We start from the raw sequence: 26816 nt of genomic DNA, 5'->3' as shown, positions 1-26816 counted from the left end.
CTGAGCTATGACCTCACGCGCCAGTTGAGGTCGGGTTTGATGCGGAAACATTGCGACTTAAAAGGTCGCGCAGTTGATTTTTCTCTTCGGCGCTCAGTTCGCTTTGACGCGCTTTCCTGAGCAACTGTTCCAGATTTCGCTCGCGTTGGCGGGCTGACAAGCTAGTAATGGTGTCGAAAAACTGTTGTTCAAGGTTTTCTCCGTCAATCAGCCACTCCTTTTCCGCCAGCGCTTTCAACAAGCGACCCTGTTCAGTGCCGTGCCATCGCGCGATCAACTGAAATGAGTTTAGCTTGGGATTCTTCTGTACGGCTTCGAGCAGCGACACAAGCAACTGTGCGTTGGTCTGATTTTCGTCCGCAATGTGCCCGGCGTCCTCGACGCGCTCGGCCAGTTGCGGGTGATGCAGCAATGTTCGCAGGGCGGTCAGGGTCGGTGATTCGACGCCAATCGGCGTGCGCGGGCGTTGTTGATCGCGATCGCCGCCACGCTTGCCGTTCTTGTCCCAGGGTTTCTTGTCCCATTTCTTGCCGCCGGCGCCGGGTTTCTTCGGCGTCCACTCCTGCTGCGGCACATACATGTCTTGTGCCTGCGGCTGATGGTAGTCGCTGTAATCCGGCATTGCGTCGTAATCGATGCCCGGATCGTAGGCGGGAGGCGCTTCCTGCGGCGCGCTTTGCGCCAGCTGGCTGACGGTTTCGCTGCTCAGACCGGTAATTTCGGTCAAGCGCTGGCGCATCAGGATGCGCAGGTTGGCGCCCGGCACTTTGTCGATCAGCGGCGCGGCGAGGGTGGCCATATGGGCCTTGCCTTCGAGCGAGCGCGGATCGGCTTCCTCGGTCAGTTGCTGGAAGAAATAATCGGCCAGCGGTTGCGCATGTTGGTTGATTCGGGCCTTGAAGGCATCAGTGCCTTCGGCGCGAACCAGGGTGTCCGGGTCTTCGCCTTCGGGCAAAAACAGAAAGCGCGCGCGGCGCCCGTCCTGCAGGCACGGCAATGTTGCTTCCAGTGCGCGCCATGCGGCGTTGCGGCCGGCTTGGTCGCCGTCGAAACAGAACAAGACGTTCGGCACTACCCGAAACAGACGCTTGAGGTGTTCTTCGCTGGTTGCAGTGCCCAGGGTCGCGACGGCATTGCGCAAACCTTGCTGGGCGAGGGCGATGACGTCCATGTAACCCTCGACGACGATGATTTCGTCGAGGTTGCGGTTGTTCTTGCGTGCTTCATAGAGGCCGTAGAGCTCCTGGCCTTTATGAAAGACCGGGGTTTCCGGCGAGTTCAGGTATTTCGGCTTGTCGTCGCCGAGTACCCGGCCACCGAAAGCGATGATGCGGCCGCGGGTATCGCGAATCGGGAACATCACGCGATCGCGGAAGCGGTCATAGCGTTTGCCGGTTTCGGCGTTCTCGATCAGCAGTCCGGCGTCGATCATGGCCTTCTGCTGCAAAGTGTCGCTGCTCAAATGTTTGAACAGGTTGTCCCAGCCCGGCGGCGCGAAGCCGAGACCGAAGTCCCGGGCGATCTCGCCGGTCAGTCCGCGGCCCTTGAGATAATCCACCGCAGCCTTGCGCGCCGGATGACTCTTGAGCGCCTGGCGGTAGAAATCGGCGGCGGCGGTGAGCAGCGGGTACAGCGGCGAATCGGTTGGCTGCCGCGGTTTGTGCGGGCGGCCACTTTCTTCGCGGGGGATTTCCATGCCGGCGGCTTTGGCCAGGTCCTCAACCGCCTGGGGAAAATCCAGGTTGTCGTGGTCCATGAGAAAGCCGAGGGCGTTGCCACCGGCGCCGCAACCGAAGCAGTAATAGAACTGCTTGTCCGGGCTGACGCTGAACGATGGGGTTTTCTCTTTATGGAACGGGCAGCAGGCGGTGTAGTTCTTGCCGGCCTTTTTCAGTTGCACACGCGAGCTGACCACGTCGACGATGTCGGTGCGGTTCAGGAGGTCGTCAATAAAGCTCTGGGGAATCAGCCCGGCCATGGCGTTCTCGTCTGCGCTGTAATGAGTCCGATGCGAAGGGCGGCCGGACGCAGGTCTTGAGTGAGGCGCACAAAGTGGGCGGCTCGACCGGGTTCGGTTGCGTGATCGCTGTCGGGAAGTGTATCTGCCGAAAAACCACTGACGTTAGTACTCATCAGTTTTCGACTATTTGAAAGTGTTGCGCTGAATCCGCTGACGGCCGATAAATGGCCCCGGATAGCTCAATAAAACGGGCACGCATGCAGGTGCCTTGGGCTGATCGTCGTAAGAGGAATCAGTGGGTGTGCTCGTCAGTAGCCTTGAAAGGCTCGTCAGAAAAGACGTGCACCGCTGGCAAAAGAGCCAGGTCTGACGCGTGAAGCAGATTTGTCTCGGTCGCGTGTGCGGCTTCGACGGTGAAGCATCAAGCGTTTTACGCAAATGCCATTAGCCCGGCTGAGGGCCGGGCTTAGGCAAGAAGCTTGCTACGATCGTCTGTGTATTAGTACAGACGAACGGCGCGGCGCTGTTCGCGCTGAACTTTCTTGGCGTGACGCTTAACAGCGGCTGCTGCTTTGCGCTTACGCTCAGAAGTTGGCTTCTCGTAAAATTCGCGGCTACGAACTTCAGCCAGTACACCGGCTTTTTCGCAGGAGCGCTTGAAACGACGCAGAGCTACGTCGAAGGGTTCGTTCTCTTTAACTTTGACGGCTGGCATCCAGAGCTACCTTCATTCATTACCGGGGTCAACATCCTCGCGGCAAAAGAGCACTTGAAGACGTCGGTTTTTAAGGGTTGCGGATGTTAACCCCTCATCGCTCGGAATGCAAAGCCTCTGATCGAAAACCGCTAGTCGGGGCATCGCATGGCGACTATTATGCGCGCCTTCGAATTCAGCCTAAACAAGGCGCAAACCCATGCTAGTACTGGGATTAGAAACCTCCTGCGACGAAACCGGCGTCGCATTATACGACAGTGAACGCGGCCTGCTGGCCGACGCGCTGTTCAGCCAGATCGACCTGCACCGCGTCTATGGCGGCGTGGTGCCGGAGCTGGCCTCGCGTGACCATGTCAAACGCATGCTGCCCTTGATTCGTCAGGTGTTGGCCGAGGCTGACTGCGTGCCGACCGAGATTGATGCGATCGCCTACACCGCGGGCCCGGGCCTGGTCGGGGCGCTGCTGGTGGGTGCCTCGTGCGCTCAGGCGCTGGCGTTTGCCTGGGGCATTCCCGCACTTGGTGTGCACCACATGGAGGGCCACTTGCTGGCGCCGATGCTGGAGCCAAAGCCGCCGGAATTCCCGTTCGTCGCTTTGTTGGTTTCCGGTGGGCATACGCAGCTGGTTCAGGTCGATGGCATTGGCCAATACAGCCTGCTCGGCGAGACCCTCGACGATGCCGCCGGCGAAGCGTTCGACAAAACCGCGAAAATGATGGGCCTCAATTATCCGGGCGGGCCGGAAATCGCCAAGCTGGCCGAGAAGGGCGTCGCAGGACGTTTCACCTTCCCGCGTCCGATGTGTGATCGCCCGGGCCTGGATTTCAGCTTCAGCGGCTTGAAGACCTTTGCTCTCAATACCTGGCAGCAATGCTTCAACGCCGGGGACGACAGCGAGCAAGCCCGTTGCGACATCGCGCTGGCGTTCCAGCAGGCCGTGGTGGAGACTTTGACCATCAAGTGCAAGCGCGCCCTGAAACACGCGGGCATGAAGCGTCTGGTGATCGCTGGCGGCGTCAGCGCCAACAAGGCCTTGCGCGCTTCGCTGGAAAAGATGCTCGGCGACATGCAGGGCGATGTGTTCTACGCCCGCCCGGAGTTCTGCACCGACAATGGCGCGATGATCGCGTTTGCCGGTTGTCAGCGTTTGCAGGCCGGTCAGCAGGAAAGTCTGGCGATCAGCGTGCAGGCGCGCTGGCCGATGGAGCAGTTGTCGGCACTGTGATTGGCGGTGTGGCTGAGCGGTATTTAAAAATGCCGTTCGCGCCCGGCAAACAGGTCGCGTAGATTGCCGCGGTGGCGCCATACGATCAGCAATGTCAACGCGCTCATCGGCAGTAGCGCTTCCGGTTCTTGCCACGCGAGTAAGGGCAAGGTCAGGGGCGTGGCGATCAACGCCGCCAGCGAGCTGGTACGGGTCAGGTAGAACGTCAGCAGCCAGGCGCACACCGCCAGCAGCGCGGCGGGTGGATACAGGCCCAACAGCATGCCGGCGGCCGTGGCGACGCCTTTGCCGCCGCGAAAACGGAAATACAGCGGGAACAGGTGACCGATCACGGCGCACACGCCGATCCAGGCCTGATCCTGCAACGAAAGGCCAGCGGCCGCTGCGATCAGCACCGGTACCAGGCCTTTGCATAGATCACCGAGCAGGGTCAGGATCGCCAGTTTGCGACCGGCCAGGCGCAGCATGTTGGTGGCGCCGGCATTACCCGAGCCACTCATTCGCGGATCCGGGTTTCCGGTCAGGCGGCTGAGCAAAATGGCGAAGGACAGAGAGCCGAGCAGGTAGGCGAGAGTCGCCAGTAACCAAAACATGCTAACTATTCCGGGCGAGGACGCCCTGATTCTAACGGCGCATTGCGCCCTTGTCGTGCAGCGGAGAAAAGTGCTTGGACAGAGTGTTTATCGAGGGCCTGGAAGTCGACACCGTGATCGGTGCTTACGACTGGGAGCGGGGCATTCGACAGTGCCTGCGTCTTGATCTGAGCTTCGCCTGGGACAATCGCCCGGCCGCCGCCGGTGACGACCTGACCCTGGCGCTCGATTACGCCAGCGTTTCCACGCGCATCCAGGCCTTTGCCGAGCAATCCCAATATCAACTGGTCGAGACCTTTGCCGAGCGCCTGGTCGAAGTGCTGATGGCCGAATTCAAGATCACCTGGGTTCGTCTGAAACTGACCAAGCCGGGCGCCGTGCCGGCGGCCAAGGGTGGCGTGGGTGTGGAGATCGAGCGCGGATGTCGCTGACTCAGGTGTACCTCGGGCTCGGTAGCAATATCGAGCGCGAAACCCATTTGCGCGCCGGGCTCGACGCTTTGGCGACGTTTCTGGTGGATATCCGCTGTTCGGCGGTGTTCGAGAGTCAGCCGGTGGGGATCAAGAGCGGGCCGTTCTACAACTTCGTGGTCTCGGCACTGACCGATCTACCGTTGATGGAACTGGACCGACGCCTGAAATTCATCGAGGCAGATAATGGTCGTTATGCCCCTGATCGCAAGGGGTTGCCGCTGGATATCGACGTGCTGTTATACGGCGATCTGACCGGTAACTTCGACGGCTTGATCCTGCCGCGTGCCGAAATCCTGAAAAACGCCTTTGTGTTGTGGCCGCTGTCGCTGATTGCGCCGGATCGAGTGCATCCGGGTGTGGGAAAATGCTTCGCGACGTTGTGGGCCGAGGCGCAGATTGATCAGGTGTTGGCGCCGGTGGCCTTTGAGTGGCGTGGGCAGCAACTGACGTCTTCGGATTTACGTTGAATTAACGGCCGCTTTCGCGAGCAAGCCCACACATTTGGAATGCATTCCCCTTGTGGGAGCGGGCTTGCTCGCGAAGCTTTTCAGGCTGACGCCTTGTCTTTGTAGGCTTTTAGCGCCTTCAGTCGTTCTCGCTTCAGCGCTTCGCCCAGTTCCGGGCCTTTGAATCCCTTCTCCAGCAACGGCTGCACCGCGACTTCCCGCGCAGCCTGGGCAGCGCCGCGTAAATAATCGGCCTGTGGATAACTTCTCTGCTCCAGCCCTTTACGGCCTCGGGCGTCCATTTCGCATGCGCCGATAAACTCTTCAAACCGCTGCGGTCGTCGATACACATCAAAGCTCTGCAACAGCTCCAGCAATGTTGAGGCTTTCAATTCCAGCGCCCGGTGACAGTGGGTGTGGTACTTGCCGACAAGCAAGGCCAACTCCTGACAATCCTTCGGTGCCTTGAAGCGTTCGTTGACTGCTTTGATCAGCTTCAACCCAGTGTGTTCATGGGCGATATGTCGTGGCCACTCTTCTTCCGGCGTCAGGCCTTTGCCGAGGTCATGCAGCAGGCAAGCCCAGCGTACTGTCAGCGGTTGTTTGTGCAGCGCTGATTGCTCCAGAACGCTGAGAGTGTGCAGGCCGGTGTCGATTTCCGGGTGATGCACTTCCGGTTGTGGCACGCCAAACAGCGCGTCGACTTCCGGCATCAGTTCTTTCAGTGCGCCGCAATCGCGCAGCACCTGGATGAATACCTGCGGCTGATCTTCCATCAGTGCGCGGGAGATTTCTTTCCAGCTGCGTTCGGCGGTCAGCGCCTGCAGTTCGCCGGACTCGCTGAGCTGGCGCATCAGTTCCAGTGTTTCTGGTGCGACAGTGAAGCCAAGACTGGCATAACGGGCAGCAAAGCGCGCAACGCGCAGCACGCGGAGCGGATCTTCGGCGAATGCGGGGGAAACGTGGCGCAGGATCCGCGCTTCGAGATCGCGTTGCCCATGATAGGGATCGGTGAGGTTTTGCTGGTCGTCCTCGGCCATTGCATTGATGGTCAGGTCGCGGCGGATCAGGTCTTCTTCCAGAGTGACTTCGGGGCTTGCGTGAAAAGTGAACCCGCCATAACCGCGACCGCTTTTGCGTTCGGTACGGGCAAGGGCGTATTCCTCGCCGGTTTTCGGGTGAAGGAATACCGGAAAATCCGCACCCACGGGGCGAAAGCCCTGGGCGAGCATTTCCTCAGTGGTCGCGCCCACCACCACCCGATCAACGTCGGTGACCGGTATACCCAGCAAGCGATCGCGTACCGCACCGCCAACCTTGAAAATCTGCATAAAAAACCTCCGTTAGCCCGACAGGATAACCCTTGTGTCGGACTTTCGGAGGTCAGAACCGCATCTAGAGATGAATCACGGCCAGGTCGAGTCGACCGTAATCACCCTCGCTGTGTTCACTTCGCGGCGGTACGTGATGAGTTTTCATGATCTGGTCGCCCTGAAGGGTTTCCAGGTGAATGTCGAAGCCCCACAACCGGTGCAGATGTTTCAGTACCTCGTCGGTGGAGTCGCCCAAGGGTTTGCGGTCATGTTGTTGGTGACGCAGGGTCAGCGAGCGGTCGCCGCGTCGGTCGATGCTGTAGATCTGCACGTTCGGTTCGCGGTTGCCGAGGTTGTACTGCGCGGCCAGGGTTTCGCGGATGATCCGGTAACCGGTTTCGTCGTGGATCGCCGGCACCAGCAAATCGTCCTTCTGGTCGTCATCGAGGATGCTGAACAGCTTCAGGTCACGGATCACCTTGGGTGAAAGGTACTGGAGGATGAAGCTCTCATCCTTGAAGCTGCTCATGGCGAACTTGATGCTCGACAGCCAGTCGGAACCGGCGATGTCCGGGAACCAGCGCCGGTCTTCCTCGGTGGGGTTTTCGCACATGCGGCGGATGTCGCGATACATCGCGAAACCCAGTGCGTAAGGGTTGATCCCGTTGTAGTAAGGGCTGTCGAAGCCTGGCTGGAACACCACGCTGGTGTGCGAGGTGAGGAATTCCATCATGAACCCGTCAGTCACCAGGCCCTCGTCGTACAGGTCGTTCATCAGGGTGTAGTGCCAGAAGGTGGCCCAGCCTTCGTTCATCACCTGCGTCTGACGCTGTGGATAAAAATACTGGGCGATCTTGCGCACGATCCGCACGATCTCCCGTTGCCACGGCTCCAGCAACGGCGCGTGCTTCTCGATGAAATACAGGATGTTTTCCTGCGGTTCGGCCGGGAACCGGGCGTTGTCCTTGTCGCTGTACTTGTCCGCGCCTTTGGGGATGGTGCGCCACAGATCGTTGATCTGCTTTTGCATGTGTTCTTCACGATCCTTCTGCCGCCGGCGTTCTTCCTCGGCGGATATCGGGTAGGGACGTTTGTAGCGGTCGACCCCGTAGTTCATCAACGCATGGCAGGAATCAAGAAGGTCCTCCACCGCATCGATACCGTGGCGCTCCTCGCATTGCATGATGTACTGCTTGGCGAACACCAGGTAATCGATGATCGAACTGGCATCGGTCCAGGTGCGGAACAGGTAATTGCCCTTGAAGAAACTGTTATGGCCATAGCACGCGTGTGCCACCACCAGCGCCTGCATGCAGATGGTGTTTTCTTCCATCAGATAGGCAATGCACGGATCCGAGTTGATCACGATCTCGTAGGCCAGCCCCATCTGGCCGCGGCTGTAGGATTTCTCGGTGCTGAGGAAGTGTTTGCCGTAGGACCAGTGGTGATAGCCCAGTGGCATGCCGACCGAGGCATAGGCGTCCATCATCTGTTCGGCGGTGATCACTTCGATCTGGTTGGGATAGGTGTCCAGGGCATAGCCGGCCGCAATCCGGGCGATTTCGCGGTCATAGGCCTGGATCAGCTCGAACGTCCATTCGGAGCCGGTGGAAATGGGTTGGCGTTTCTGCTCTTTGGCGGTCATGTCACTAACCTGCGCTGGAAGAGTTCACGGAAGACCGGATAGATATCCCCGGCCGAGACCAGTTGCTGCTGGGCAAACGTGTCGGAAAAGGCTTCGGCGATGCGTTCGTATTCGTACCAGAGGGCCTGGTGTTCGCGCGGGGTGATCTCCACATAAGTGTAGTACTGCACAAACGGCATGATCTGATTGATCAGGATGTCGCGGCAGATCGGCGAGTCATCGTTCCAGTTGTCGCCATCGGAAGCCTGCGCGGCGTAGATGTTCCATTCGTTGCTCGGGTAGCGCTCGGCCATGATCTCCTGCATCAGCTTCAGGGCGCTGGAGACGATGGTGCCGCCGGTTTCCCGCGAGTAGAAGAACTCTTCCTCGTCCACTTCCCGGGCGCTGGTGTGATGGCGGATGAACACTACGTCGATCTTGTCGTAGTTCCGCTTGAGGAACAGGTACAGCAGGATGAAAAAGCGTTTGGCGATGTCCTTGGTCGCCTGGGTCATCGAGCCGGACACGTCCATCAGGCAGAACATCACCGCTTTCGAGCTGGGGTTGGGTTGCTTGATCAGCAGGTTGTATTTCAAGTCGAAAGTATCGAGGAACGGCACGCGGTGAATGCGCGCGCTGAGTTTCTCGATTTCCGCTTCGAGTTCCTGAATATCGCCGAAGTTGTCCGGCTCTTCGCGCTTTAATCGCGCCAGTTCCTCTTTGGCCTCGCGCAGTTTGGCACGGCTGCTGCCGGACAGCGCAATGCGCCGGGCGTGGGCCGAGCGCAGGGTGCGGATGATATTGATCCGCGACGGGTTGCCTTCGTTACTGATCCCCGCGCGCACGGTCTTGAAAGTGTCGGTGCCGCTCAGGTTGCGTTTCACCAGATTCGGCAGTTCAAGGTCCTCGAACATGAACTCGAGGAATTCCTCCTGGGTGATCTGGAAGACGAATTCGTCCATGCCCTCGCCGGAATTGCCAGCCTTGCCGGGACCGCGTCCACCGCCGCCCCCCGGAGGCCTGGCGATGTGTTCGCCGGCAGTGAATTCCTTGTTGCCGGGATGAACCACGGTCTGCTTGCCGCCGCGACCGTGGTGAAGCACCGGTTCGTCGATATCGCGACCGGGAATGCTGATCTGTTCGCCGTGCTCCATGTCAGTGATGGAACGGCGGCTGACTGCCTCTTCGACAGCCTTCTTGATGTGATCACGGTAACGCCGCAGGAAGCGCTGGCGGTTAACCGTGCTCTTGTTCTTGCCATTGAGACGTCGGTCGATCACATAGCTCATACGTGGCCCTCCGGGCAGCTTCAAGTTGTGAGCTGCGAGCCGCAAGAAGAAGCACAGCGTTCACATGCTTTTTTCTTGCAGCTCGTAGCTTGAAGCTTGTAGCTGTTTTACTGCGATTTCCGGACCCGTAGGTACCATTCGGACAGAAGTCTTACCTGTTTGTCGGTGTAGCCGCGTTCGACCATTCGAGTAACGAAGTCGTTGTGTTTCTGTTGATCCTCTTTGCTCGCCTTGGCATTGAAGCTGATGACTGGCAGCAGGTCTTCGGTGTTCGAGAACATTTTCTTCTCGATGACCACCCGCAGTTTCTCGTAGCTGAGCCAGGTCGGGTTCTTGCCGTTATTGTTGGCCCGAGCGCGCAATACGAAGTTGACGATCTCGTTGCGGAAATCCTTCGGATTGCTGATGCCCGCCGGTTTCTCGATTTTCTCCAGCTCTTCGTTCAGGGCGACACGGTTGAGAATCTCGCCGGTCTCCGGATCGCGGTATTCCTGATCCTGGATCCAGAAGTCCGCATACAGCACGTAGCGGTCGAAGATGTTCTGACCGTACTCGCTGTAAGACTCCAGGTACGCGGTCTGGATCTCTTTGCCGATGAATTCGATATAACGCGGCGCCAGGTACTCCTTGAGGTAGCGCAGATAGCGCTCGCGGGTCTCGGCCTGGAACTGTTCCTGCTCGATCTGTTGTTCCAGCACATACAACAGGTGCACCGGGTTGGCGGCGATTTCATGCGGATCGAAGTTGAACACCTTGGACAGAATCTTGAACGCGAAACGGGTCGAGAGACCGTTCATGCCTTCGTCGACGCCCGCCGAATCGCGGTATTCCTGGATCGACTTGGCCTTTGGATCGGTGTCCTTGAGGTTTTCCCCGTCATAGACGCGCATCTTCGAATAGATGTTGGAGTTTTCCGGCTCCTTGAGGCGCGACAGCACGGTGAACTGCGCCAGCATCTTCAGAGTGTCGGGGGCGCAGTGGGCCTTGGCCAGCGAACTGTTGAACAACAATTTGTCGTAAATCTTCACCTCGTCGCTGACCCGTAGGCAGTACGGCACTTTGACGATATAGATCCGGTCGATGAACGCTTCGTTGTTCTTGTTGTTGCGGAAGGTGTGCCACTCCGATTCGTTGGAGTGCGCGAGCAGGATCCCGGTGAACGGAATCGCCCCCAGCCCTTCGGTACTGTTGTAGTTGCCTTCCTGCGTGGCGGTCAGCAATGGGTGCAGCACCTTGATCGGTGCCTTGAACATTTCGACGAATTCCATCAGGCCCTGGTTGGCCCGGCACAGCGCACCGGAGTAGCTGTAGGCGTCGGCGTCGTTCTGTGGGTATTCCTCGAGTTTGCGGATGTCGACCTTGCCCACCAGCGCCGAGATGTCCTGGTTGTTTTCGTCGCCCGGTTCGGTCTTGGCCACGGCGATCTGGTTGAGGATCGACGGATACAGTTTGACCACACGGAACTGGCTGATGTCGCCACCGAATTCGGCCAGGCGTTTGGTCGCCCACGGCGACATGATGGTGTTCAGGTAGCGCCGCGGGATGCCGAAGTCTTCCTCGAGGATCGCGCCATCTTCGGTGGCGTTGAACAGACCCAGAGGCGATTCGAATACCGGCGAGCCCTTGATCGCATAGAAGGGCACTTTTTCCATCAACTGTTTCAGCTTCTCGGCCAAGGACGATTTACCGCCACCGACGGGGCCGAGCAGGTAGAGGATCTGTTTCTTCTCTTCCAGGCCTTGGGCGGCATGGCGGAAATACGAGACGATCTGGTCGATGCATTCTTCCATCCCGTGGAAGTCTTCAAAGGCCGGATAGCGACGAATCACTTTGTTGGAGAAGATCCGCGACAGCCGCGAGTTGGTCGACGTGTCGAGCAGCTCGGGTTCGCCGATGGCCATCAATAGACGCTCGGCGGCGGAAACGTAAGCGCTGCGGTCCTTTTTGCACAGCTCCAGGTACTCCTGCAGCGAGAGTTCTTCCTGGCGTGTGGACTCGAAGCGTTGTTGGAAGTGGCTAAAGATACTCATGACGTCACCTCGCTCGATACGTGGAGCCGACGCCGGATCACTCAGTCGATGCTGGCAAGCAGCCGTGGTGGCTGCCTGTTTACCCCCCAGAACACTTTCGCGGTCGACAACCTTGAAAGTCACTCCCGATGACCCGTGCGCCGGTGTACCGGCTCTCCCCTGTTTTGGATGGCCTGGGCTTAAGGATAGTTGGGAATTCGGGAGGTAAAGGCGAGATACGTAATTAGTTGTGGCAGACCGTTCGTCTGCCCCGCGCAGGCCCACGGCAGCCGGGGCCTGCACGTGACAAAAAAATTATTCGGCGGTGCCTTGCGCGGTTTCCGACGGATAAGTCGTACGCCACAACTCAAAGCCACCGTCCATGCTGTAGACGTCGGAGAAACCCTGACTGATCAGGTACGCCGCTGCGTTCTGGCTGGAGTTGCCGTGGTAACAGACCACTACCAAGGGCGCGTCGAGATCGGCATTGCGGATGAAGTCGGCAATGGAGTGGTTATCCAGATGGGTCGATCCAGCGATGTGCAACGCGGCATAGGTTTGCGGGTCGCGGATATCGACCACCACGGCACCTTGCTCGCGCAGGGCCTGGGCCTGTTCCGGGGGGATTCGTTTGAATTCGCTCATGGCGGGTTCCTGTTGCTCGGCAGAATGCGCAGTCTAACGCGGCGCGCTGACTGGCGAAGTTTCGGGGATAAGTGGTGCGACTGATGGCGCAAGCCCGCCGTGTTCATCGCATTTGCACGACACACGCTCGCCGCTGTCGACGTTCATCAGGGTCAGACTGCCGCCCCAGACACAACCGGTGTCCAGTGCCGAGATGCCCGGTTCACGGACATCGCCTTCCAGCGCGGCCCAGTGGCCGAAAATGATGCGCAGACCACGGGTCTTGCGCTCTTTGTGCTGGAACCATGGCTTATAGCCGGGCGGGGCAGTGTCGAGACCTTCCTTGCTCTTGAGGTCGAGCTTGCCCTCGGCGGTGCAGAAGCGCATGCGGGTGAAATAGTTGGTGATGACGCGCAGGCGGGTCACGCCCGTGAGCTCGCTGTCCCATTTCGCCGGCTCATTGCCGTACATGCCATCGAGGTACAGCGGAAACAGGTTGTCGTCACGCAGCGCGGCTTCGGCCTCGGCGGCGTACTTCAAGGCCTTGCGCAGGGACCACTGCGGTGGTATGCCCGCGTGCACCATGGCCACTTCGCGTTGTTCGTCGTAATGCATGAGCTTTTGCTGGCGCAGCCATTCGAGCAACTCGGCGGCATCAGGTGTTTCGAGAATCTCGCGCAGGGTGTCGGATTTCTTCAGGCGTTCGATATTGTTGGCGGCGGCCAGCAAATGCAGGTCGTGGTTGCCGAGTACGCAGACCAGCGACTCGCGCATGCCATAGAGAAAGCGCAGGGTCTCCAGCGACTGAGGGCCACGGTTGACCAGATCACCGACCAGCCACAGCCGATCAAGCTTCGGGTCGAACGCCACTTGCTTGAGCAAGCACTTGAGCGGATCGAGGCAGCCTTGCAGGTCGCCGACGGCGTACGTCGTCATCAGTGCAGGGCTCCGGGGACGGCGAGGCGGAAAGGTTTGATGATCGCGTCGAAATGCTTGCCGTCATCGGCGACCATTTCGTAAGTGCCCTCCATGGTGCCGACCTTGGTGGTCATCACCGTGCCGCTGCTGTAGGTGTGGCTTTTGCCAACCTCAATCAGCGGTTGCTGGCCGACAACGCCGGCGCCGCGAACCTCTTCGACATGCCCGTCACCGTCGGTAATCACCCAGTGTCGTGACATCAGCTGGGCAGGGCACTTGCCATTGTTCTGCACGGTGATGGTGTAGGCGAAGGCGAAGCGGTCGTGCTCGGGTTGCGATTGGTCTGCCAGATAGCGGGTGACGACACTGACATCGACCTGGTAACGGGAATCGGACATGCAGGAGGCCTTAAACGAAGCGGGACGCGAGGCGTAGCTGATGGGGAATCAGTCTAGGCAAGTATCGGGCAGTAAACCAGAGTGGCGGCCTGCCCGATAGCGTTCATCGCCGGTCAGTCGGCGGTGGGGGCGGCAGGAACCTGCTCGGCGAGCTTGTCGGCCAGGCGCACGAATGCGGCCAGGTCCAGTTGCTCGGGGCGCAGGCTGCCATCGACACCGGCGGCTTCGATCTCGGCAGCGGTCATCAATTGCTTGAGGGTGTTGCGCAGGGTCTTGCGACGCTGGTTGAAGGCTTCGCGAACGACACGCTCGAGCAGGCGATGATCCTTGGCCGGGTGCGGCAGTACCGCATGCGGCACCAGGCGGACGATGGCCGAGTCGACCTTTGGCGGTGGGTTGAACGCGCCCGGGCCGACGTTGAACAGGTGTTCCACACGGCAGTGATACTGAACCATGATCGACAGACGACCCCAGTCGCCGCCACCCGGGCCAGCCGCCAGGCGCTCGACCACTTCCTTCTGCAACATGAAGTGCATGTCGCGAATGATGCCGGCGTTGTTCAGCAGGTGGAAAATCAGCGGCGTTGAGATGTTGTACGGCAGGTTGCCGACCACGCGCAGGCTGTTCGGCTCAGCGTTGAGGGTGTTGAAGTCGAACTTCAGCGCATCGCCCTGATGCAGGTTGAAGTTGCTCTTGCCGGCAAACTGCTGGTTGAGGATCGGGATCAGGTCCTTGTCCAGTTCCACCACGTCGAGCTGCGCACCGGAGTTGAGCAGGCCAGCGGTCAGCGCGCCCTGGCCCGGGCCGATTTCCAGCATGCGGTCACCGGATTTGGCACTGATGGAGCGCAGGATGCGGTCGATGACGCCGGCGTCGTGCAAGAAGTTCTGGCCAAAGCGTTTGCGCGCCTTGTGTTGGTATTGCTCGGTCATAAACGGGTCTCGGCCATCTGGTAGGCGGTTTCCAGGGCGACCTGCAGGCTGCCGGTGTCGATCTTGCCGCTGCCGGCCAGATCCAGGGCGGTGCCGTGATCGACCGAGGTGCGGATGATCGGCAGGCCAAGGGTAATGTTGACCGCGGCGCCGAAGCCTTTGTACTTCAGCACGGGCAGGCCCTGGTCGTGGTACATCGCCAGCACTGCGTCGCAGTGCTCCAGATATTTGGGGGTAAACAGAGTGTCGGCAGGCAGCGGGCCACGGAGGTCCATGCCCTCGCCGCGCAGGCGCTCTAAGGTAGGTTCGATGATGTCGATTTCTTCATGGCCCAGGTGTCCGCCTTCACCGGCGTGCGGGTTGAGCCCACAGACCAGGATGCGTGGCCGGGCGATGCCGAATTTGTCTTGCAGGTCGGCGTGCAGAATCCGCGTGACCCGCTCCAGCCGTTCCGGCGTAATTGCATCGGCAATCTCGCGCAGGGGCAGGTGGGTGGTGACCAGTGCCACGCGCAAACCGCGAGTAGCGAGCATCATCACCACTTGGGCGGTGTGGGTCAGGTCGGCGAGAAATTCCGTGTGTCCGGAGAATGGGATGCCGGATTCGTTGATCACGCCCTTGTGTACCGGTGCTGTGATCATCCCGGCGAAGTCGCCGTTCAGGCAGCCGTTGCCGGCACGGGTCAGGGTTTCGAGGACGAAGGCGGCGTTAGCCTTGTTCAGTTGTCCAGCGACCACGGGAGCGCTGAGTGGAGTGTCCCAGACGTACAGGCTGCCGGCCGCTGCTGGCGCATCCGGCCATTGACCGGGTGCCACTTCCAGCAAAGTGATGGCCAGCCCCAACTGCGCGGCCCGCTCGGTAAGCAGGTCGCGGCTGGTGATGGCAATCAGGGGGTGTGGCTGGGCTTGCGAGGCGAGCAGCAGGCACAGGTCGGGACCGATGCCGGCTGGTTCGCCGGGTGTCAGCGCGAAACGCTTGGGTTTCACTGCGCTGCCTGGTCTGCACCAGGGAGTTTGATTTCTACGTAGGCTTCTTCACGAATCTGACGCAGCCAGTTTTGCAGCTCTTCATCGTATTTTTTGTTACGCAGAACATTCATTGCCTGTTGCTCGCGAGCCGACTCGGTGCTGTCGGTAGCGCGGCGCCCAAGGACTTCCAGTACGTGCCAGCCGTACTGAGTCTGGAACGGCTTGGACAGCTGACCTTGTGGGGTCTTGGCCATCACTTCGCGGAATTCCGGTACCAGTGCGTTTGGATCGATCCAGTTCAGGTCGCCACCGTTGAGCGCCGAACCCGGGTCTTCGGAGTAGTTCTTCGCCAGTTCAGCGAAGTCTTCACCGGCCAGGATGCGATCATACAGCGACTGTACCAGGGCCTTGGTCTTGGCTTCGTCACGGATCGGGCTTGGCTTGACCAGGATGTGGCGCACATGCACCTCATCACGCATCTGCGCTTCGCCACCACGTTTGGCCAGCAACTTGAGGATGATGAAACCACCCGGAGTGCGTGCAGGCTGAGTGATGTCGCCAACCGCCATGCTGCTCAACTCGCGGTCGAACGGCGGTGGCAGTTGCGCAGCTTTACGCCAGCCCATGTCGCCGCCTTCCAGGGCGTTGTCGCTGCCGGATTTGGCAACGGCCATCTGACCGAAGTCGGCGCCTTGCTTGAGCTTCTGGTAAACGTCCATCGCCTGACGGTAAGCGCTCTGAATCGCATCAGAGTTGGCGCTTTCCGGTGTAGGAATCAGGATGTTGGCCAGGTGCAGTTCTTCGGACAGTTGCATCTTGCCCAGGTCGGAGGCGAGGAAGTTCTTCACTTCCTGCTCGGAGACCTGGATGCGCTCTGCCACACGGCGCTGACGCACACGGCTGATGATCATCTCGCGCTTGATCTGGTCACGGGCGTCGTCATAGGACAAACCGTCGTGTGCCAGGGCGGCGCGGAATTGATCCACGGTCATGTTGTTGCGCTGGGCAATGGTGCCGACCGCCTGGTTCAGCTCTTCATCGGTAATGCGGATGCCGGAACGCTCGCCGATCTGCAGTTGCAGGTTTTCGACGATCAGGCGCTCGAGCACCTGCTGATCCAGCACGCCTGGAGGCGGCATGCCGCCGCCACGCTTGGCGATGGTCTGCTGAACTTCGTGGACGCGCTGGTCCAGTTGGCTCTGCATGACCACGTCGTTATCAACGATCGCGACCACTTTATCGATGGACTGTACTGCGGCGTTGGCCGCAGTACCCAGGAACAGCGCGCCCAGCAGCAGCGGGCGCAGAGAATCAGAAAGCTTGGTCTTCACGTTGACGATAACCTTGGATGCCTTTGTCGAGGAAGCTCTCTACCTTGGCGCCAGTCAGGCCGCCGAGTCCCTTCAGAACAATTTGGAGGAAGACGCCGTGGTCGCCTTTTTCGTTTTCCGGGGCGTTCTGACTGAATTCGTCATAGCTGACCCAGTAACGATTGATCAGGCGCAGTTTCCAGCAGCAGTTGTCGTATTCGAAACCACCGAAGGCTTCCAGCGTACGGTTGCGGTTGTAGTCGTACTGCCAGCGGCTGATCGCGCTCCACTGCGGAACGATCGGCCAGATGACCGAGAAGTCATGCTGCTGGATCTTGTAGTAGTCCTTCACGTAGCCAGGCTGGCCCGGCGTGCCGTAGTCGCCACCACCCACCGACCATTTACCGGTGTTCTGATCGTAACGAACCTGGTCGTTGCGATAGCGATAACCGACGTTGACCACCTTGTTCGGGTTGTCTTCAGGCTGGTAATGGAACATCGCGCTGCCGGAACGCGGGCTGCGGCTGTCCGGGTCCCAGTTGTAGTCGGCCGTGGTGCGCCAGTCACGGTTCCAGCGATATTCGTATTCCAGAGCGTACGGTGATACGTCGGACTGGGCATCTTTACGATCGTTGAACGCGATGCCTGGCAGTTGGACTTCACGATCCTTGAAGTAGTAAGCCTGGCCGACGCTGATGCGTTGACGCTCGAAACCGTCGTCTTCGATCCAGCGGCTGGTCACACCCAGCGACAGCTTGTTCTCGTCGCCGACACGGTCGGAGCCGGAGAAGCGGTTGTCACGGAACAGCGACGCGTAGTTGAAGGTGTATTCGCTGGTGTCGAATACCGGAATGTCTTCCTGATCAACCTTGGGTACATACAGGTAGAACAGACGCGGTTCCAGAGTCTGGCGATAGTTCTTGCCGAAGTACGACGTGTTGCGGTCGAAGTACAGGCCGCTGTCGACGCTGGCGATCGGAACGCCACGGCTCTGATTGCTGTCGAAGGTACCGTTGAGTTTGTTCTGCTCGGCGGTTTGCGCAGCAATCTGGGACTTGCCGGTGCCGTCCAGATCCAGTTGATACTGGGTGTACTGGTACTTGAGCGATGGCTTCAGGAAACCATAGGTCCAGTTCATCGGCAGGCTGACGCCCGGCTTCAGGTTCAGACGATCGCCGTTGGCGCGCGCCAAGCCCTGAACGTTTGTATCCAGGCGAGGCGAGATGGTGCCGTCTTCATTGGTAAAGTTGCCGTTTTGCAGGTCGCGATCGAACCGAACAATCTCGGTCTCGTAATCGAAGTTCAAACCTTCCGGGTGATACGGCAGCTGACCGTCGAAGGTGATCTGTGGCAGACGGCCGTATGGCGTGATGTTCGAAACAGTAGCCAGTTGGTACTGCTGAGCGTTCAGGCGCGCGGTATAGCTGTCGCCTCGGTAAGTCACCGAACCCTGCTGGTTCACGAAGTCAGCGCTCTTCACACCGATCTGATCGGTGGTCAGATCCTGGAAGTAGTACGGATCGCTGATCTTGGTGTAGTCAACCTGAGTCATCACGCGGGAGTCGAGACCACCCTTGTGCTGCCAGTTGTACATGTAGCGATTCTTTTCGTAGTCGGACTGCTTGCTGCGATCGGTATCTTCGTCGTTCAGATACGCCGCACCAAACTGGCCTTCGCTGGACTTGGTCAGGTAACGGAACTCGCCTTCGACCAGCATGCCGCGCTTGCTCATGTAGCGCGGGTACAACGTGGCATCGTAGTTCGGCGCCAGGTTGAAGTAGTACGGAGTGACCAGCATGAAGCCGGTATCGCTGCCGGTGCCGATGGTCGGCGGCAGGAAGCCCGATTGACGACGGTCGTCGATCGGGAAGTAGATGTACGGCGTGTACAGGATCGGAATGTCCTTGACCCGCAGTGTCACGTTGGTCGCGGTACCGAAGCCGGTGGCAGGGTTCAGGGTGATGTTGTTGCCCTTGAGCTGCCAGGCGTTGCTGTTCGGTTCGCACGTGGTGTACGTGCCGTCCTTCAAGCGGATGATCGCGTTTTCGGCACGCTTGGCGTACAGCGCGTTACCGCGGATGCGCGATTTGTGCATCACGTATTCGGCGTTGTCGACCTTGGCTTCACCGGTGTCGAGCTGCACATCGGCGTGGTCGCCGACGATCAGTGCGCCGTTGTCGCGGATGCGCACGTCGCCGTTGAGTTCGGCGCGGCTCTCGGCCTGATACAGGCTGGCCTCGTCGGACTCGACCTGCATGCTGCCCTGACGCAGGACCACGTCGCCGGCCAGCGTACCCACCTGATCTTCGGTGTTGTAGCGCGAGGCCTTGGCGCCGATAAAGGTCGGTGCGTCACTTTTATTCGTCTTGTCATTCATGCCAGGACGAATCGGTTCGATATAGGAACCAGAGCAGTAAGGACCGGTCTCGGCCAATTGGGCGGCGGTGAGCTTCTCGCGCGGAACCCAGTCGAGGTGACTGTAGTCTTCGCTACGGGATTTCAGGCCGCGGCCCTTGGCTTCGGTGACCAGCACAGGCTTGGCGCCGGTGTCGGATGTGGAACCGTTCTGGGTCGGGGCTTCGCCGGCGGCGCTGACAGCGCTGCCGTCATGCACCGGACGCGGCGGCAATGCAGCTGCCGGCGTCTTGGGCGCACACGCCCAGCCACCCGTTGCCGAGACGGCGCAGTCATACTGCTCGGCGGCAACAACGAATTGACTGGCCAGAGGTTGCATAGCCAGCAGACTGCCGGTTACCAACAACGGAAATTTTTTACGAAACGCGGGGGATTTCAATGCCATCTTATTAGTCCGGGCTTCCTGCGTGCCATCTGCCCGCGGTGTGGGCCGCACGCCTCTCGATGGTCTGAAAAAGATGCTGGATAATAAAGCATGACCCGCTTGACGGCTAGCGCCGTCGGAGACCCTTGCAATGCCTGACCAAGATGTACGCTTGCAACACCTGAAAGTTTGGCTCGATGAGCAGTTGGCAATCCTGTTTGCAGACCAGGGCTGGGGCGCCGTGCCCCCGGCCACGTTGACCGCGGCCAGCAGCGACGCGAGTTTCCGCCGGTATTTCCGTTGGGAAGGCGCGGGTCGCAGTTTCGTCGTGATGGACGCGCCACCGCCCCAGGAAAACTGCAAACCGTTCGTGGATATCGCCTTTTTGCTGGCGAAATCCGGAATTAACGTGCCGAAAATTTATGCAGAAGACCTCGAACGCGGATTTCTTTTGCTCAATGATCTGGGCAACAAGACCTATCTGGACGTAATCGACAGCGAAAATGCCGACGCTTTGTTCAGCGATGCCCTGCAGGCGCTGTTGGCTTTTCAGCAATTGCCGATGGTCGCACCGCTGCCGAGTTACGACGTGGCACTGCTGCGCCGCGAGCTGGAACTGTTCCCCGAGTGGTACGTAAAGCGCGAACTCGGCATCGAGTTCGACGCGGCACAGCAGCAACAATGGCAAGCCGTCAGCGATCTGCTGATCGACAGCGCCCTGGCCCAGCCGAAAGTGCTGGTGCACCGCGACTACATGCCGCGCAATCTGATGCTCAGCGAGCCGAATCCCGGCGTACTGGACTTTCAGGATGCGGTCTACGGCCCGGTCACCTACGACGTGACCTGCCTGTTCAAGGACGCCTTCCTCAGTTGGCCTGAAGAGCGCGTGCGTGGCTGGCTGGAAAGCTACTGGCAGCAAGCCTCGGCGCTGGACATCCCGGTGCAGGCCGACTTCGAAGACTTCCTGCGCGCCAGCGACTTGATGGGCGTACAACGCCACCTGAAAGTCATCGGCATTTTTGCGCGGATCTGCCATCGCGATGGCAAGCCGCGCTACCTGGCCGACGTGCCGCGTTTCTTCGCCTATATAGAAGCGGTGATCGCGCGCCGTCCTGAACTGGTTGACCTGCAGGCATTGCTCGCCAGTCTGCGTGGCGGAGTGAGCGCATGAAGGCGATGATTCTGGCGGCAGGCAAGGGCGAGCGCATGCGCCCGCTGACCCTGACCACCCCCAAGCCGCTGGTGCGTGCCGGCGGCGTGCCGTTGATCGAATATCACCTGCGCGCGCTGGCGGCGGCTGGTTTCAGCGAGATCGTGATCAACCATGCCTGGCTCGGTCAGCAGATTGAAGATTACCTGGGCGACGGTTCGCAGTTCGGTGTGAGCATCCAGTACTCGCCGGAAGGTGAGCCGCTGGAAACCGGCGGCGGCATTTTCCGCGCCTTGCCGTTACTCGGTGACGATGCGTTCCTGGTGGTCAACGGCGATATCTGGACCGATTACGACTTCAGCGTGCTGCATCAACCGATCAACGGTCTGGCGCATCTCGTACTGGCGGACAACCCGGCTCATCATCCGACGGGCGATTTCACCCTGACTGACGGCCGGGTACAGGATGGCCAGCAAGGCGCGCAAACCCTGACCTACAGCGGCATCGCCGTGCTCCATCCGCAGTTGTTCGATGGCTGCGCGGACGGCGCATTCAAGCTCGCACCACTGCTGCGCAAAGCCATGGCTGACGGACAGGTCAGCGGTGAGCGTCTGAAAGGTCACTGGGTGGATGTCGGTACGCATGAGCGTCTGGCCGAAGCTGAAGCATTGATAGAAGCGAGTCGTTGATATGTTGTGGCCAGGGACTCTGATTGGAGCCGGAGCGGGTTTTGCGATCGCCAGCATTCCGGGGGCCATGCTTGGGGCATTGTTGGGACAGGCGCTGGATCGGCGCCTGCACCTGCAAAGCTGGGGGCACTTGCGGGAAAAACTCGGCGGACGGCCGATGTTGCGTAACGACGAATTGCTGTTCGTGTTGCTCGGGCGTCTGGCCAAAAGTGACGGGCGAGTGACGGACGGCCATATCCAGCAGGCGCGCCATGAAATGAACGCCCTGGAAATGAGCGAGCCGGCACGGCGGCGGGCGATTGCTGCGTTTAATCGCGGCAAGTCCGGCGGCGACCGCCTGCGCGGTTATCTGCGCCGCCTGAGTGCTCAGCCGCATGCCGCCGAAGGCGTGTTGCGCGCCTGCTGGCGGATGGTCTGGGCCGACGGTCGTGCGGGCGTCAGTGAGCGTGAATTGTTGGCGCAGTGGGGCAAGTGGCTGGGTTGGACAACCCACCAGATTCAGGCGCTGGCCAATGATTACGAGCCCAATAAACGGCCGATTGTCAGTGCCGCGGTGAGTTATCAGGAAGCGATGCGCCTGCTCGGGGTGTCGGCGACCAGCGAGCCGGCGCAGATCAAGCGCGCCTATCGCCGGCTGCTCAGTCGTCATCACCCGGACAAGATCGCCGGCAGCGGCGCGACGCCGGAGCAGGTGCGTGACGCGACCGAGAAAACCCGCGAGCTGCACAACGCGTTTACCCTGATTCGGGCGCGGCGGGATTTTCGCTGATCGTTGCCGTTAAATATGGGTTGGCTGAAATGGCCTCTTCGCGAGCAGGCTCGCTCCCACATTTGAATGCATTCCTTCTGTAGGAATGCGATCAGGGTGGGAGCGAGCCTGCTCGCGAATGGGGCGACTCGGTCTTCCAGTCAGTCCGTCTTCTGCGGATTCAACCAGCCACGCACCCGCCGGAACAGCTGTTCCTGCTCAGCCTTTTTATCCGGTAACGCCTTGAGCGCCACCTGGCTGAAGGTCGAAGTCTTCAAGCGCTTGCTGGCCTGCATGCGCTCCAGCGCCGCGTTGCGATCCAGCGCCTTGTCCATGTAGAAAATGTCGGCGGTCGGCAACTTCAGGGTCGGTGTCAGCTCGGCCAATTGTGGCTTGGCCTTGCTCGGCGTTTGCGCATCGACCATCACCAGTTTCTCGACCTGCGAACTCTGCCGCTCGCTGAGAAAGCGCGCTGCCCAGTACGCGCCCGTACCGTGACCGAGGACCACGACCCGGCGTGCGCTTTGCTGCTCGGCGTAGGCGATCGCCGCATCGATCCGCGCAAAGATCCGTTCGGCATCAGCCTTGGATTGTTCTTCAGTCGTTTCGGCGACCACCTGATCCGCCACTTCCGCTTCACCGCCCGCCGCCTGTTCGATCGGTTGCGCAGTGGTGGAATCCTTGCTGCCACTTTCCGGGGCTTTCGGCGCGGCGGCGGGCGCAATCACCCGCGGTGCGATGACATCGCTTTGCAGATCCGGCAGGGTGATACTCAGGCTGCTCCACTCGACATCGGGCAATTTGCTGCGCAGTGGGCCGATCACTTGCGGCCAGTCAGCGGTTTCGCCGGCGCCGGGGACGATAATCACCGCACCTTTGGGCTCGGCAGTGTTGGCCGGTTTCCACAGGGCGAGGAAAGTATCGGCGCCGGCCTGCAATTGCTGCTGTTCTTGTGCCGGGACTTTGCGTTCCAGTGCTGCGGCTTCTTCCTGACTACGCTCAAGCAGTGGCTGGCGTTCGGCCGGTTTTTCGGCGGCCGGTTGCTCGGCGGTGGAGGCGGGCGCCGGATCGGCGGCTTCGACGGAAAACGCACAAGGCAGGATCAGCGACAGGCACAATGCTGGCATTGCCAGGCGGTAGACAGAGGGCATCGGTTATTCCAGGCCAGAAAAGTATCCCGGCAGCCTAATGGGTTGGTCAGAATTTGTCAGTGCAAGAGACTTCAATGATGCGTTTTTGCTGCCTGTGGGTTATCGGCTGGTTGTGTTTTCCCTTGATGGGCTGGGCGGCGTCTGCGCCGGCGGCACATGCAGCGCTGTTGACGCCCGGCGAGCAGCAATGGCTGGCGCAGCACCGTGAGTTGCGCGTCGGTCTGGTATTGCAGGCACCGTACGCGCAATACGACCGGCGCTTGCAGCGCTTGTCCGGGGCCAATGTCGAATTGATGAAGGCACTGGCCAAGACCCTGAACGTCGAGCTGAGCTGGCGCAATTTTCAGGATCTGGCGCAACTGGAAGACGCCGCCCGCGAAGGTGAAATCGACATCGCCCCGGGCCTGACCCAGACCCCGGGTGCGCTGCGCCTGTGGCTGTTTTCCGATCCCTACATGCGTGTGCCGCAACTGGTGGTCAGCGACCAGAAGAGCGGCGGCGTGGTCGAGCTGGAAAAGCTCGACAGCCTGTCCCGCGTCGCGGTGCGCATGCCCAGCGTCACCGCGGATTATTTGCGCAGCACCTATCCCCATCTGAATCTGCAAGGCGTGCCGCTGGAGCGTCAGGCACTGCAACTGTTGCTGACCCAACAAGCGTCCTACGCCGTGATAGATGAAGCGCAACTCGGGCGCTTGTCCGCCGAGCCGGAGTTCGCCGGGTTGGTGGTGGTCGGCGATATCGGCTTGCCGCAGCTGTTGCGGGTTGCCACGCGGCGCGACTGGCCGCAATTGGCCGGGATCATCGAAAGCGCCTTGCGAGCGATCCCGGCCAAGGATCTGGAGCGCCTGCACAACCAATGGCTGCAACCCAAGTACCCACGGCTGACTGAATCGCCGGGGTTCTGGCAGAACCTCAGCCTGTTGTTTGCGGTGTTGTTGCTCAGTTGCCTGGCCATCGTTGTCTGGCAACGACGCCAGCAACACAGCCTCGAACAGCGTCTGCTGGCTGCACGTGAAGACATCGCCCTGCGCGCGGCCAGCGAAGAAGCCTTGCGCCTGACCCAGTTTTCCATCGACCAAAGCACCGTCGGCATTCTCTGGGTCAACTGGGATAGCCATGTGCGCTACGCCAACCGCGCTGCGGAGCACATGCTCGGTTATCCACAGGGCGCGCTGATCGAACGGCCGCTGATCGACTTCGAACCCGGCCTGCACATGGATCGCTGGCTCAACCTGTGGAAACGCGCGCGGGCCAGTGAAGAAGGGCCGCTGAGTTTTGAAACCAGTTGCGTGCGCGCCGATGGCAGCATCCTGCCGGCGGACGTCTCGCTGAGTTTTCTGCGTTTTCGCGACAGCGAGTATCTGGTGGTTTATCTCACCGACGTCACCGAGCGCCGCCGCGCCCTGGCCGCGTTGCAGGAAAGTGAAGCGCGCCTGCAAGGCATCGCCGCCAACGTTCCAGGGCTGGTGTTCCGCCTGGAGCGGGCGCCGGTGACCGGGCAGATCGATTTCGCCTACATCAGCGAGGGCAGCGAGAGTCTGGTCGGCTATGCGCCGGCCGCCATCGCCCATCGCGACATGGGCTTGCGCAGTCTGGTGCACCCGGACGACAGGGCCAGTTACCACCAGACTCAGGATCAAGCGCTGGACACCGACAGTGACTGGTCGTGGCAAGGACGGATTCTCACTCGTCAGGGCGAGCAGCGCTGGGCCGAGATCAAGGCAATCACCCGACAGCTGGAGGATGGCGCCTATGTCTGGGACGGCATCGTCTGGGACATCAGCGAAAGCAAGCGCATCGAGCTGGAGCTCGCCGCCTCCCGTGAACAACTGCGCGAATTGTCGGCGCACCTGGAAAGCGTGCGCGAAGAAGAAAAGGCGCGGATCGCCCGGGAAGTGCACGATGAACTGGGGCAGATGCTCACGGTGCTGAAACTGGAAACCTCGATGTGCGAGCTGGCCTATGCGCAGCTCGACCCGGGGCTGCACGAGCGCTTGAACAGCATGAAGCGCCTGATCGCCCAGTTGTTCCAGCTGGTGCGTGATGTGGCGACGGCGTTGCGCCCGCCGATTCTCGATGCCGGGATTGCTTCAGCGATCGAGTGGCAGGCGCGGCGCTTCGAGGCGCGTACGCAGATTCCGTGTCTGGTGCAGGTGCCGGACAATCTGCCGGCGCTCAGCGATGCCAAGGCGATCGGGCTGTTCCGAATCCTGCAGGAGGCGCTGACCAACGTCATGCGCCATGCTCAGGCGCATACTGTGGAGCTGACACTGGCGCTGGAAGGCGACGAGTTGTGTCTGACGGTCAGCGACGATGGCGTAGGCTTTGTCGCTGCGGCGGATCGGCCGACGTCCTTTGGTTTGGTCGGTATGCGCGAGCGGGTGCTGATCATGGGCGGACGCTTGTTGCTTGAGAGTGAGCCGGGGGAGGGCACCAGTCTGAATGTGTGGGTGCCGGTGAATGAGGTTTGAAGGTTGTGGTGTTTGAGCTGACGCTATCGCGAGCAGGCTCGCTCCCACATTGGAATGCACTTCCCTGTGGGAGCGAGCCTGCTCGCGAATGACCTTGGCGCTGAATAAGAATAATGGAGAAGAACGTGATCCGTGTATTGGTAGCCGAAGACCACACCATCGTCCGTGAAGGCATCAAGCAATTGATCGGCCTGGCCAAGGACCTGCAAGTGGTGGGGGAGGCGAGCAATGGCGAGCAGCTCCTCGAAACCCTACGCAGCGTGCCGTGTGAAGTGGTGTTGCTGGACATCTCGATGCCTGGCGTCAATGGGTTGGAGGCGATTCCGCGGATTCGCGCGCTGAACAATCCACCGGCGATTCTGGTGCTGTCGATGCACGACGAGGCGCAAATGGCCGCCCGTGCGCTGAAGGTCGGCGCCGCGGGCTATGCCACCAAGGACAGCGATCCGGCTTTGTTGTTGACGGCGATTCGCAAAGTGGCGGCCGGCGGACGTTACATCGACCCGGAACTGGCCGACCGCATGGTCTTCGAAGTCGGCCTGACCGACACGCGTCCGTTGCATTCGCTGCTGTCCGAGCGTGAGTTCTCGGTGTTCGAACGCCTGGCCCAGGGCGCCAACGTCAACGACATCGCCCAGCAACTGGCGCTGAGCAGCAAGACCATCAGCACCCACAAGGCGCGGCTGATGCAGAAGCTCAACATCACCTCGCTGGCCGAGCTGGTCAAATACGCGATGGAGCACAAACTTCTCTAAAGATCACCGCAGTTAAAACTGTAGGAGTGAGCCTGCTCGCGATAGCGGTCTGTCAGGCAATACTTCAGTGACTGAGCCACCGCTATCGCGAGCAGGCTCACTCCTACAGGGGATCTTCATAGCGCCCGAAATTGCGAGCATATCCATTAGCGACAACCGCTTTTGCTTGTTCTCGTGGCTTTCCGCTTGGTGCTCGTAGCTCGTTTGCCAAAACGCGCCATCCTTGTAGGGCAATCCCTACCCCCAACCTTCCATCCGGCTGAGGCGATTCTCTCC

General features: G+C 60.2%; 23 protein-coding genes. 8 read left to right on the top strand and 15 right to left on the bottom strand.

Features of this window, described 5'->3' with window-relative positions:
* Positions 1-13: 13 nt before the first annotated feature.
* On the bottom strand, positions 14-1978 hold the full coding sequence (gene dnaG / locus V3W27_RS26205; protein WP_247269642.1) for a DNA primase: 1965 nt from the start codon (positions 1976-1978) through the stop codon (positions 14-16).
* Positions 1979-2459: 481 nt separating this feature from the next.
* Positions 2460-2675, bottom strand: a complete 216-nt coding sequence (rpsU, locus tag V3W27_RS26200) for a 30S ribosomal protein S21 (RefSeq protein ID WP_002551877.1) — start codon at positions 2673-2675, stop codon at positions 2460-2462.
* 199 nt (positions 2676-2874) lie between these two features.
* On the opposite strand from rpsU, the gene tsaD reads away from it, so the two are divergent.
* Positions 2875-3900 carry a tRNA (adenosine(37)-N6)-threonylcarbamoyltransferase complex transferase subunit TsaD gene (gene tsaD / locus V3W27_RS26195; RefSeq protein ID WP_247269641.1) on the top strand — a complete coding sequence of 342 codons (1026 nt, stop codon included), beginning with the start codon at positions 2875-2877 and terminating at the stop codon, positions 3898-3900.
* A gap of 23 nt (positions 3901-3923) precedes the next feature.
* Here the strand turns inward: tsaD and plsY are convergent, their stop codons facing one another.
* The gene (plsY, locus tag V3W27_RS26190) at positions 3924-4493 is read right to left on the bottom strand and encodes a glycerol-3-phosphate 1-O-acyltransferase PlsY (protein ID WP_097089123.1); all 570 of its coding nucleotides are present in this window, start codon (positions 4491-4493) and stop codon (positions 3924-3926) included.
* A gap of 74 nt (positions 4494-4567) precedes the next feature.
* Between plsY and folB the strand changes: the two genes are divergently transcribed.
* Both folB and folK read left to right on the top strand, forming a co-directional pair.
* Complete coding sequence (folB, locus tag V3W27_RS26185; RefSeq protein ID WP_003228857.1) at positions 4568-4924, top strand: dihydroneopterin aldolase; 357 nt, start codon at positions 4568-4570, stop codon at positions 4922-4924.
* On the top strand, positions 4915-5433 hold the full coding sequence (gene folK, locus V3W27_RS26180; protein WP_330207893.1) for a 2-amino-4-hydroxy-6-hydroxymethyldihydropteridine diphosphokinase: 519 nt from the start codon (positions 4915-4917) through the stop codon (positions 5431-5433). Before folB ends, folK begins: the two co-directional genes overlap by 10 nt.
* An 80-nt stretch (positions 5434-5513) precedes the next feature.
* On the opposite strand, the gene V3W27_RS26175 is transcribed toward folK, so the two are convergent.
* The 11 genes from V3W27_RS26175 to V3W27_RS26125 form a co-directional block, all read right to left on the bottom strand.
* Positions 5514-6743, bottom strand: a complete 1230-nt coding sequence (locus V3W27_RS26175) for a multifunctional CCA addition/repair protein (protein ID WP_285372965.1) — start codon at positions 6741-6743, stop codon at positions 5514-5516.
* A gap of 64 nt (positions 6744-6807) precedes the next feature.
* On the bottom strand, positions 6808-8370 hold the full coding sequence (locus V3W27_RS26170; RefSeq protein ID WP_003228850.1) for a SpoVR family protein: 1563 nt from the start codon (positions 8368-8370) through the stop codon (positions 6808-6810).
* Positions 8367-9638 (bottom strand): YeaH/YhbH family protein, encoded by a 1272-nt coding sequence (locus V3W27_RS26165; protein ID WP_003228849.1) that lies wholly within the window; start codon positions 9636-9638, stop codon positions 8367-8369. Before V3W27_RS26165 ends, V3W27_RS26170 begins: the two co-directional genes overlap by 4 nt.
* Positions 9639-9745: 107 nt before the next feature.
* Positions 9746-11668: a PrkA family serine protein kinase gene (locus V3W27_RS26160; RefSeq protein ID WP_003228848.1), complete on the bottom strand. Its 1923-nt coding sequence runs from the start codon at positions 11666-11668 to the stop codon at positions 9746-9748.
* Positions 11669-11962: 294 nt separating this feature from the next.
* Positions 11963-12292 (bottom strand): thiosulfate sulfurtransferase GlpE, encoded by a 330-nt coding sequence (gene glpE / locus V3W27_RS26155; RefSeq protein ID WP_330207892.1) that lies wholly within the window; start codon positions 12290-12292, stop codon positions 11963-11965.
* 33 nt (positions 12293-12325) lie between these two features.
* Positions 12326-13207: a symmetrical bis(5'-nucleosyl)-tetraphosphatase gene (locus V3W27_RS26150; protein WP_330207891.1), complete on the bottom strand. Its 882-nt coding sequence runs from the start codon at positions 13205-13207 to the stop codon at positions 12326-12328.
* Positions 13207-13587 carry a Co2+/Mg2+ efflux protein ApaG gene (apaG, locus tag V3W27_RS26145; protein WP_330207890.1) on the bottom strand — a complete coding sequence of 127 codons (381 nt, stop codon included), beginning with the start codon at positions 13585-13587 and terminating at the stop codon, positions 13207-13209. Before apaG ends, V3W27_RS26150 begins: the two co-directional genes overlap by 1 nt.
* 113 nt (positions 13588-13700) lie before the next feature.
* Complete coding sequence (gene rsmA, locus V3W27_RS26140) at positions 13701-14519, bottom strand: 16S rRNA (adenine(1518)-N(6)/adenine(1519)-N(6))-dimethyltransferase RsmA (RefSeq protein WP_330207889.1); 819 nt, start codon at positions 14517-14519, stop codon at positions 13701-13703.
* The gene (gene pdxA, locus V3W27_RS26135) at positions 14516-15505 is read right to left on the bottom strand and encodes a 4-hydroxythreonine-4-phosphate dehydrogenase PdxA (RefSeq protein ID WP_330207888.1); all 990 of its coding nucleotides are present in this window, start codon (positions 15503-15505) and stop codon (positions 14516-14518) included. The genes rsmA and pdxA overlap by 4 nt, the downstream gene beginning before the upstream one ends.
* Positions 15502-16818, bottom strand: a complete 1317-nt coding sequence (surA, locus tag V3W27_RS26130; protein WP_183785569.1) for a peptidylprolyl isomerase SurA — start codon at positions 16816-16818, stop codon at positions 15502-15504. Before surA ends, pdxA begins: the two co-directional genes overlap by 4 nt.
* Positions 16799-19597: an LPS-assembly protein LptD gene (locus tag V3W27_RS26125; protein ID WP_247269634.1), complete on the bottom strand. Its 2799-nt coding sequence runs from the start codon at positions 19595-19597 to the stop codon at positions 16799-16801. Before V3W27_RS26125 ends, surA begins: the two co-directional genes overlap by 20 nt.
* Positions 19598-19727: 130 nt before the next feature.
* On the opposite strand from V3W27_RS26125, the gene V3W27_RS26120 reads away from it, so the two are divergent.
* The 3 genes from V3W27_RS26120 to V3W27_RS26110 are packed head-to-tail and all read left to right on the top strand — an operon-like array spanning position 19728 to position 22184.
* Entirely contained in the window at positions 19728-20747 is a 1020-nt protein-coding gene (locus tag V3W27_RS26120) for an aminoglycoside phosphotransferase family protein (protein WP_330207887.1), read from the top strand.
* Positions 20744-21415: an N-acetylmuramate alpha-1-phosphate uridylyltransferase MurU gene (murU, locus tag V3W27_RS26115; RefSeq protein ID WP_027610723.1), complete on the top strand. Its 672-nt coding sequence runs from the start codon at positions 20744-20746 to the stop codon at positions 21413-21415. Before V3W27_RS26120 ends, murU begins: the two co-directional genes overlap by 4 nt.
* Before the next feature lies 1 nt (position 21416).
* Entirely contained in the window at positions 21417-22184 is a 768-nt protein-coding gene (locus V3W27_RS26110; RefSeq protein WP_027610724.1) for a TerB family tellurite resistance protein, read from the top strand.
* Between the two features lie 140 nt (positions 22185-22324).
* Here V3W27_RS26110 and V3W27_RS26105 read toward each other — a convergent pair whose 3' ends face one another.
* Positions 22325-23314 carry an alpha/beta hydrolase family protein gene (locus V3W27_RS26105; RefSeq protein WP_330207886.1) on the bottom strand — a complete coding sequence of 330 codons (990 nt, stop codon included), beginning with the start codon at positions 23312-23314 and terminating at the stop codon, positions 22325-22327.
* A 74-nt stretch (positions 23315-23388) separates the two neighbouring features.
* On the opposite strand from V3W27_RS26105, the gene V3W27_RS26100 reads away from it, so the two are divergent.
* Both V3W27_RS26100 and V3W27_RS26095 read left to right on the top strand, forming a co-directional pair.
* Positions 23389-25785 carry a PAS domain-containing sensor histidine kinase gene (locus tag V3W27_RS26100; protein WP_330207885.1) on the top strand — a complete coding sequence of 799 codons (2397 nt, stop codon included), beginning with the start codon at positions 23389-23391 and terminating at the stop codon, positions 25783-25785.
* Positions 25786-25910: 125 nt separating this feature from the next.
* Positions 25911-26540: a response regulator gene (locus V3W27_RS26095; protein ID WP_003228820.1), complete on the top strand. Its 630-nt coding sequence runs from the start codon at positions 25911-25913 to the stop codon at positions 26538-26540.
* The last annotated feature ends 276 nt before the right edge of the window (positions 26541-26816 follow it).

It is taken from the genome of Pseudomonas sp. AM14(2022) (assembly GCF_036346455.1).
GTDB lineage: Bacteria > Pseudomonadota > Gammaproteobacteria > Pseudomonadales > Pseudomonadaceae > Aquipseudomonas > Aquipseudomonas putida_A.
This window is presented reverse-complemented; position numbering and strand designations above follow the sequence as displayed.

Bases quoted from the DNA above. Each gene is read 5' to 3' on its own strand.
- rsmA (WP_330207889.1), bottom strand. From the start codon at position 14,519: ATGACCGAGCAATACCAACACAAGGCGCGCAAACGCTTTGGCCAGAAC.
- tsaD (WP_247269641.1), top strand. From the start codon at position 2,875: ATGCTAGTACTGGGATTAGAAACCTCCTGCGACGAAACCGGCGTCGCA.
- V3W27_RS26105 (WP_330207886.1), bottom strand. From the start codon at position 23,314: ATGCCCTCTGTCTACCGCCTGGCAATGCCAGCATTGTGCCTGTCGCTG.
- rpsU (WP_002551877.1), bottom strand. From the start codon at position 2,675: ATGCCAGCCGTCAAAGTTAAAGAGAACGAACCCTTCGACGTAGCTCTG.
- folK (WP_330207893.1), top strand. From the start codon at position 4,915: ATGTCGCTGACTCAGGTGTACCTCGGGCTCGGTAGCAATATCGAGCGC.
- V3W27_RS26120 (WP_330207887.1), top strand. From the start codon at position 19,728: ATGCCTGACCAAGATGTACGCTTGCAACACCTGAAAGTTTGGCTCGAT.
- V3W27_RS26175 (WP_285372965.1), bottom strand. From the start codon at position 6,743: ATGCAGATTTTCAAGGTTGGCGGTGCGGTACGCGATCGCTTGCTGGGT.
- glpE (WP_330207892.1), bottom strand. From the start codon at position 12,292: ATGAGCGAATTCAAACGAATCCCCCCGGAACAGGCCCAGGCCCTGCGC.
- murU (WP_027610723.1), top strand. From the start codon at position 20,744: ATGAAGGCGATGATTCTGGCGGCAGGCAAGGGCGAGCGCATGCGCCCG.
- plsY (WP_097089123.1), bottom strand. From the start codon at position 4,493: ATGTTTTGGTTACTGGCGACTCTCGCCTACCTGCTCGGCTCTCTGTCC.
- V3W27_RS26165 (WP_003228849.1), bottom strand. From the start codon at position 9,638: ATGAGCTATGTGATCGACCGACGTCTCAATGGCAAGAACAAGAGCACG.
- apaG (WP_330207890.1), bottom strand. From the start codon at position 13,587: ATGTCCGATTCCCGTTACCAGGTCGATGTCAGTGTCGTCACCCGCTAT.
- V3W27_RS26150 (WP_330207891.1), bottom strand. From the start codon at position 13,207: ATGACGACGTACGCCGTCGGCGACCTGCAAGGCTGCCTCGATCCGCTC.
- V3W27_RS26160 (WP_003228848.1), bottom strand. From the start codon at position 11,668: ATGAGTATCTTTAGCCACTTCCAACAACGCTTCGAGTCCACACGCCAG.
- V3W27_RS26125 (WP_247269634.1), bottom strand. From the start codon at position 19,597: ATGGCATTGAAATCCCCCGCGTTTCGTAAAAAATTTCCGTTGTTGGTA.
- dnaG (WP_247269642.1), bottom strand. From the start codon at position 1,978: ATGGCCGGGCTGATTCCCCAGAGCTTTATTGACGACCTCCTGAACCGC.
- V3W27_RS26170 (WP_003228850.1), bottom strand. From the start codon at position 8,370: ATGACCGCCAAAGAGCAGAAACGCCAACCCATTTCCACCGGCTCCGAA.
- V3W27_RS26110 (WP_027610724.1), top strand. From the start codon at position 21,417: ATGTTGTGGCCAGGGACTCTGATTGGAGCCGGAGCGGGTTTTGCGATC.
- V3W27_RS26100 (WP_330207885.1), top strand. From the start codon at position 23,389: ATGATGCGTTTTTGCTGCCTGTGGGTTATCGGCTGGTTGTGTTTTCCC.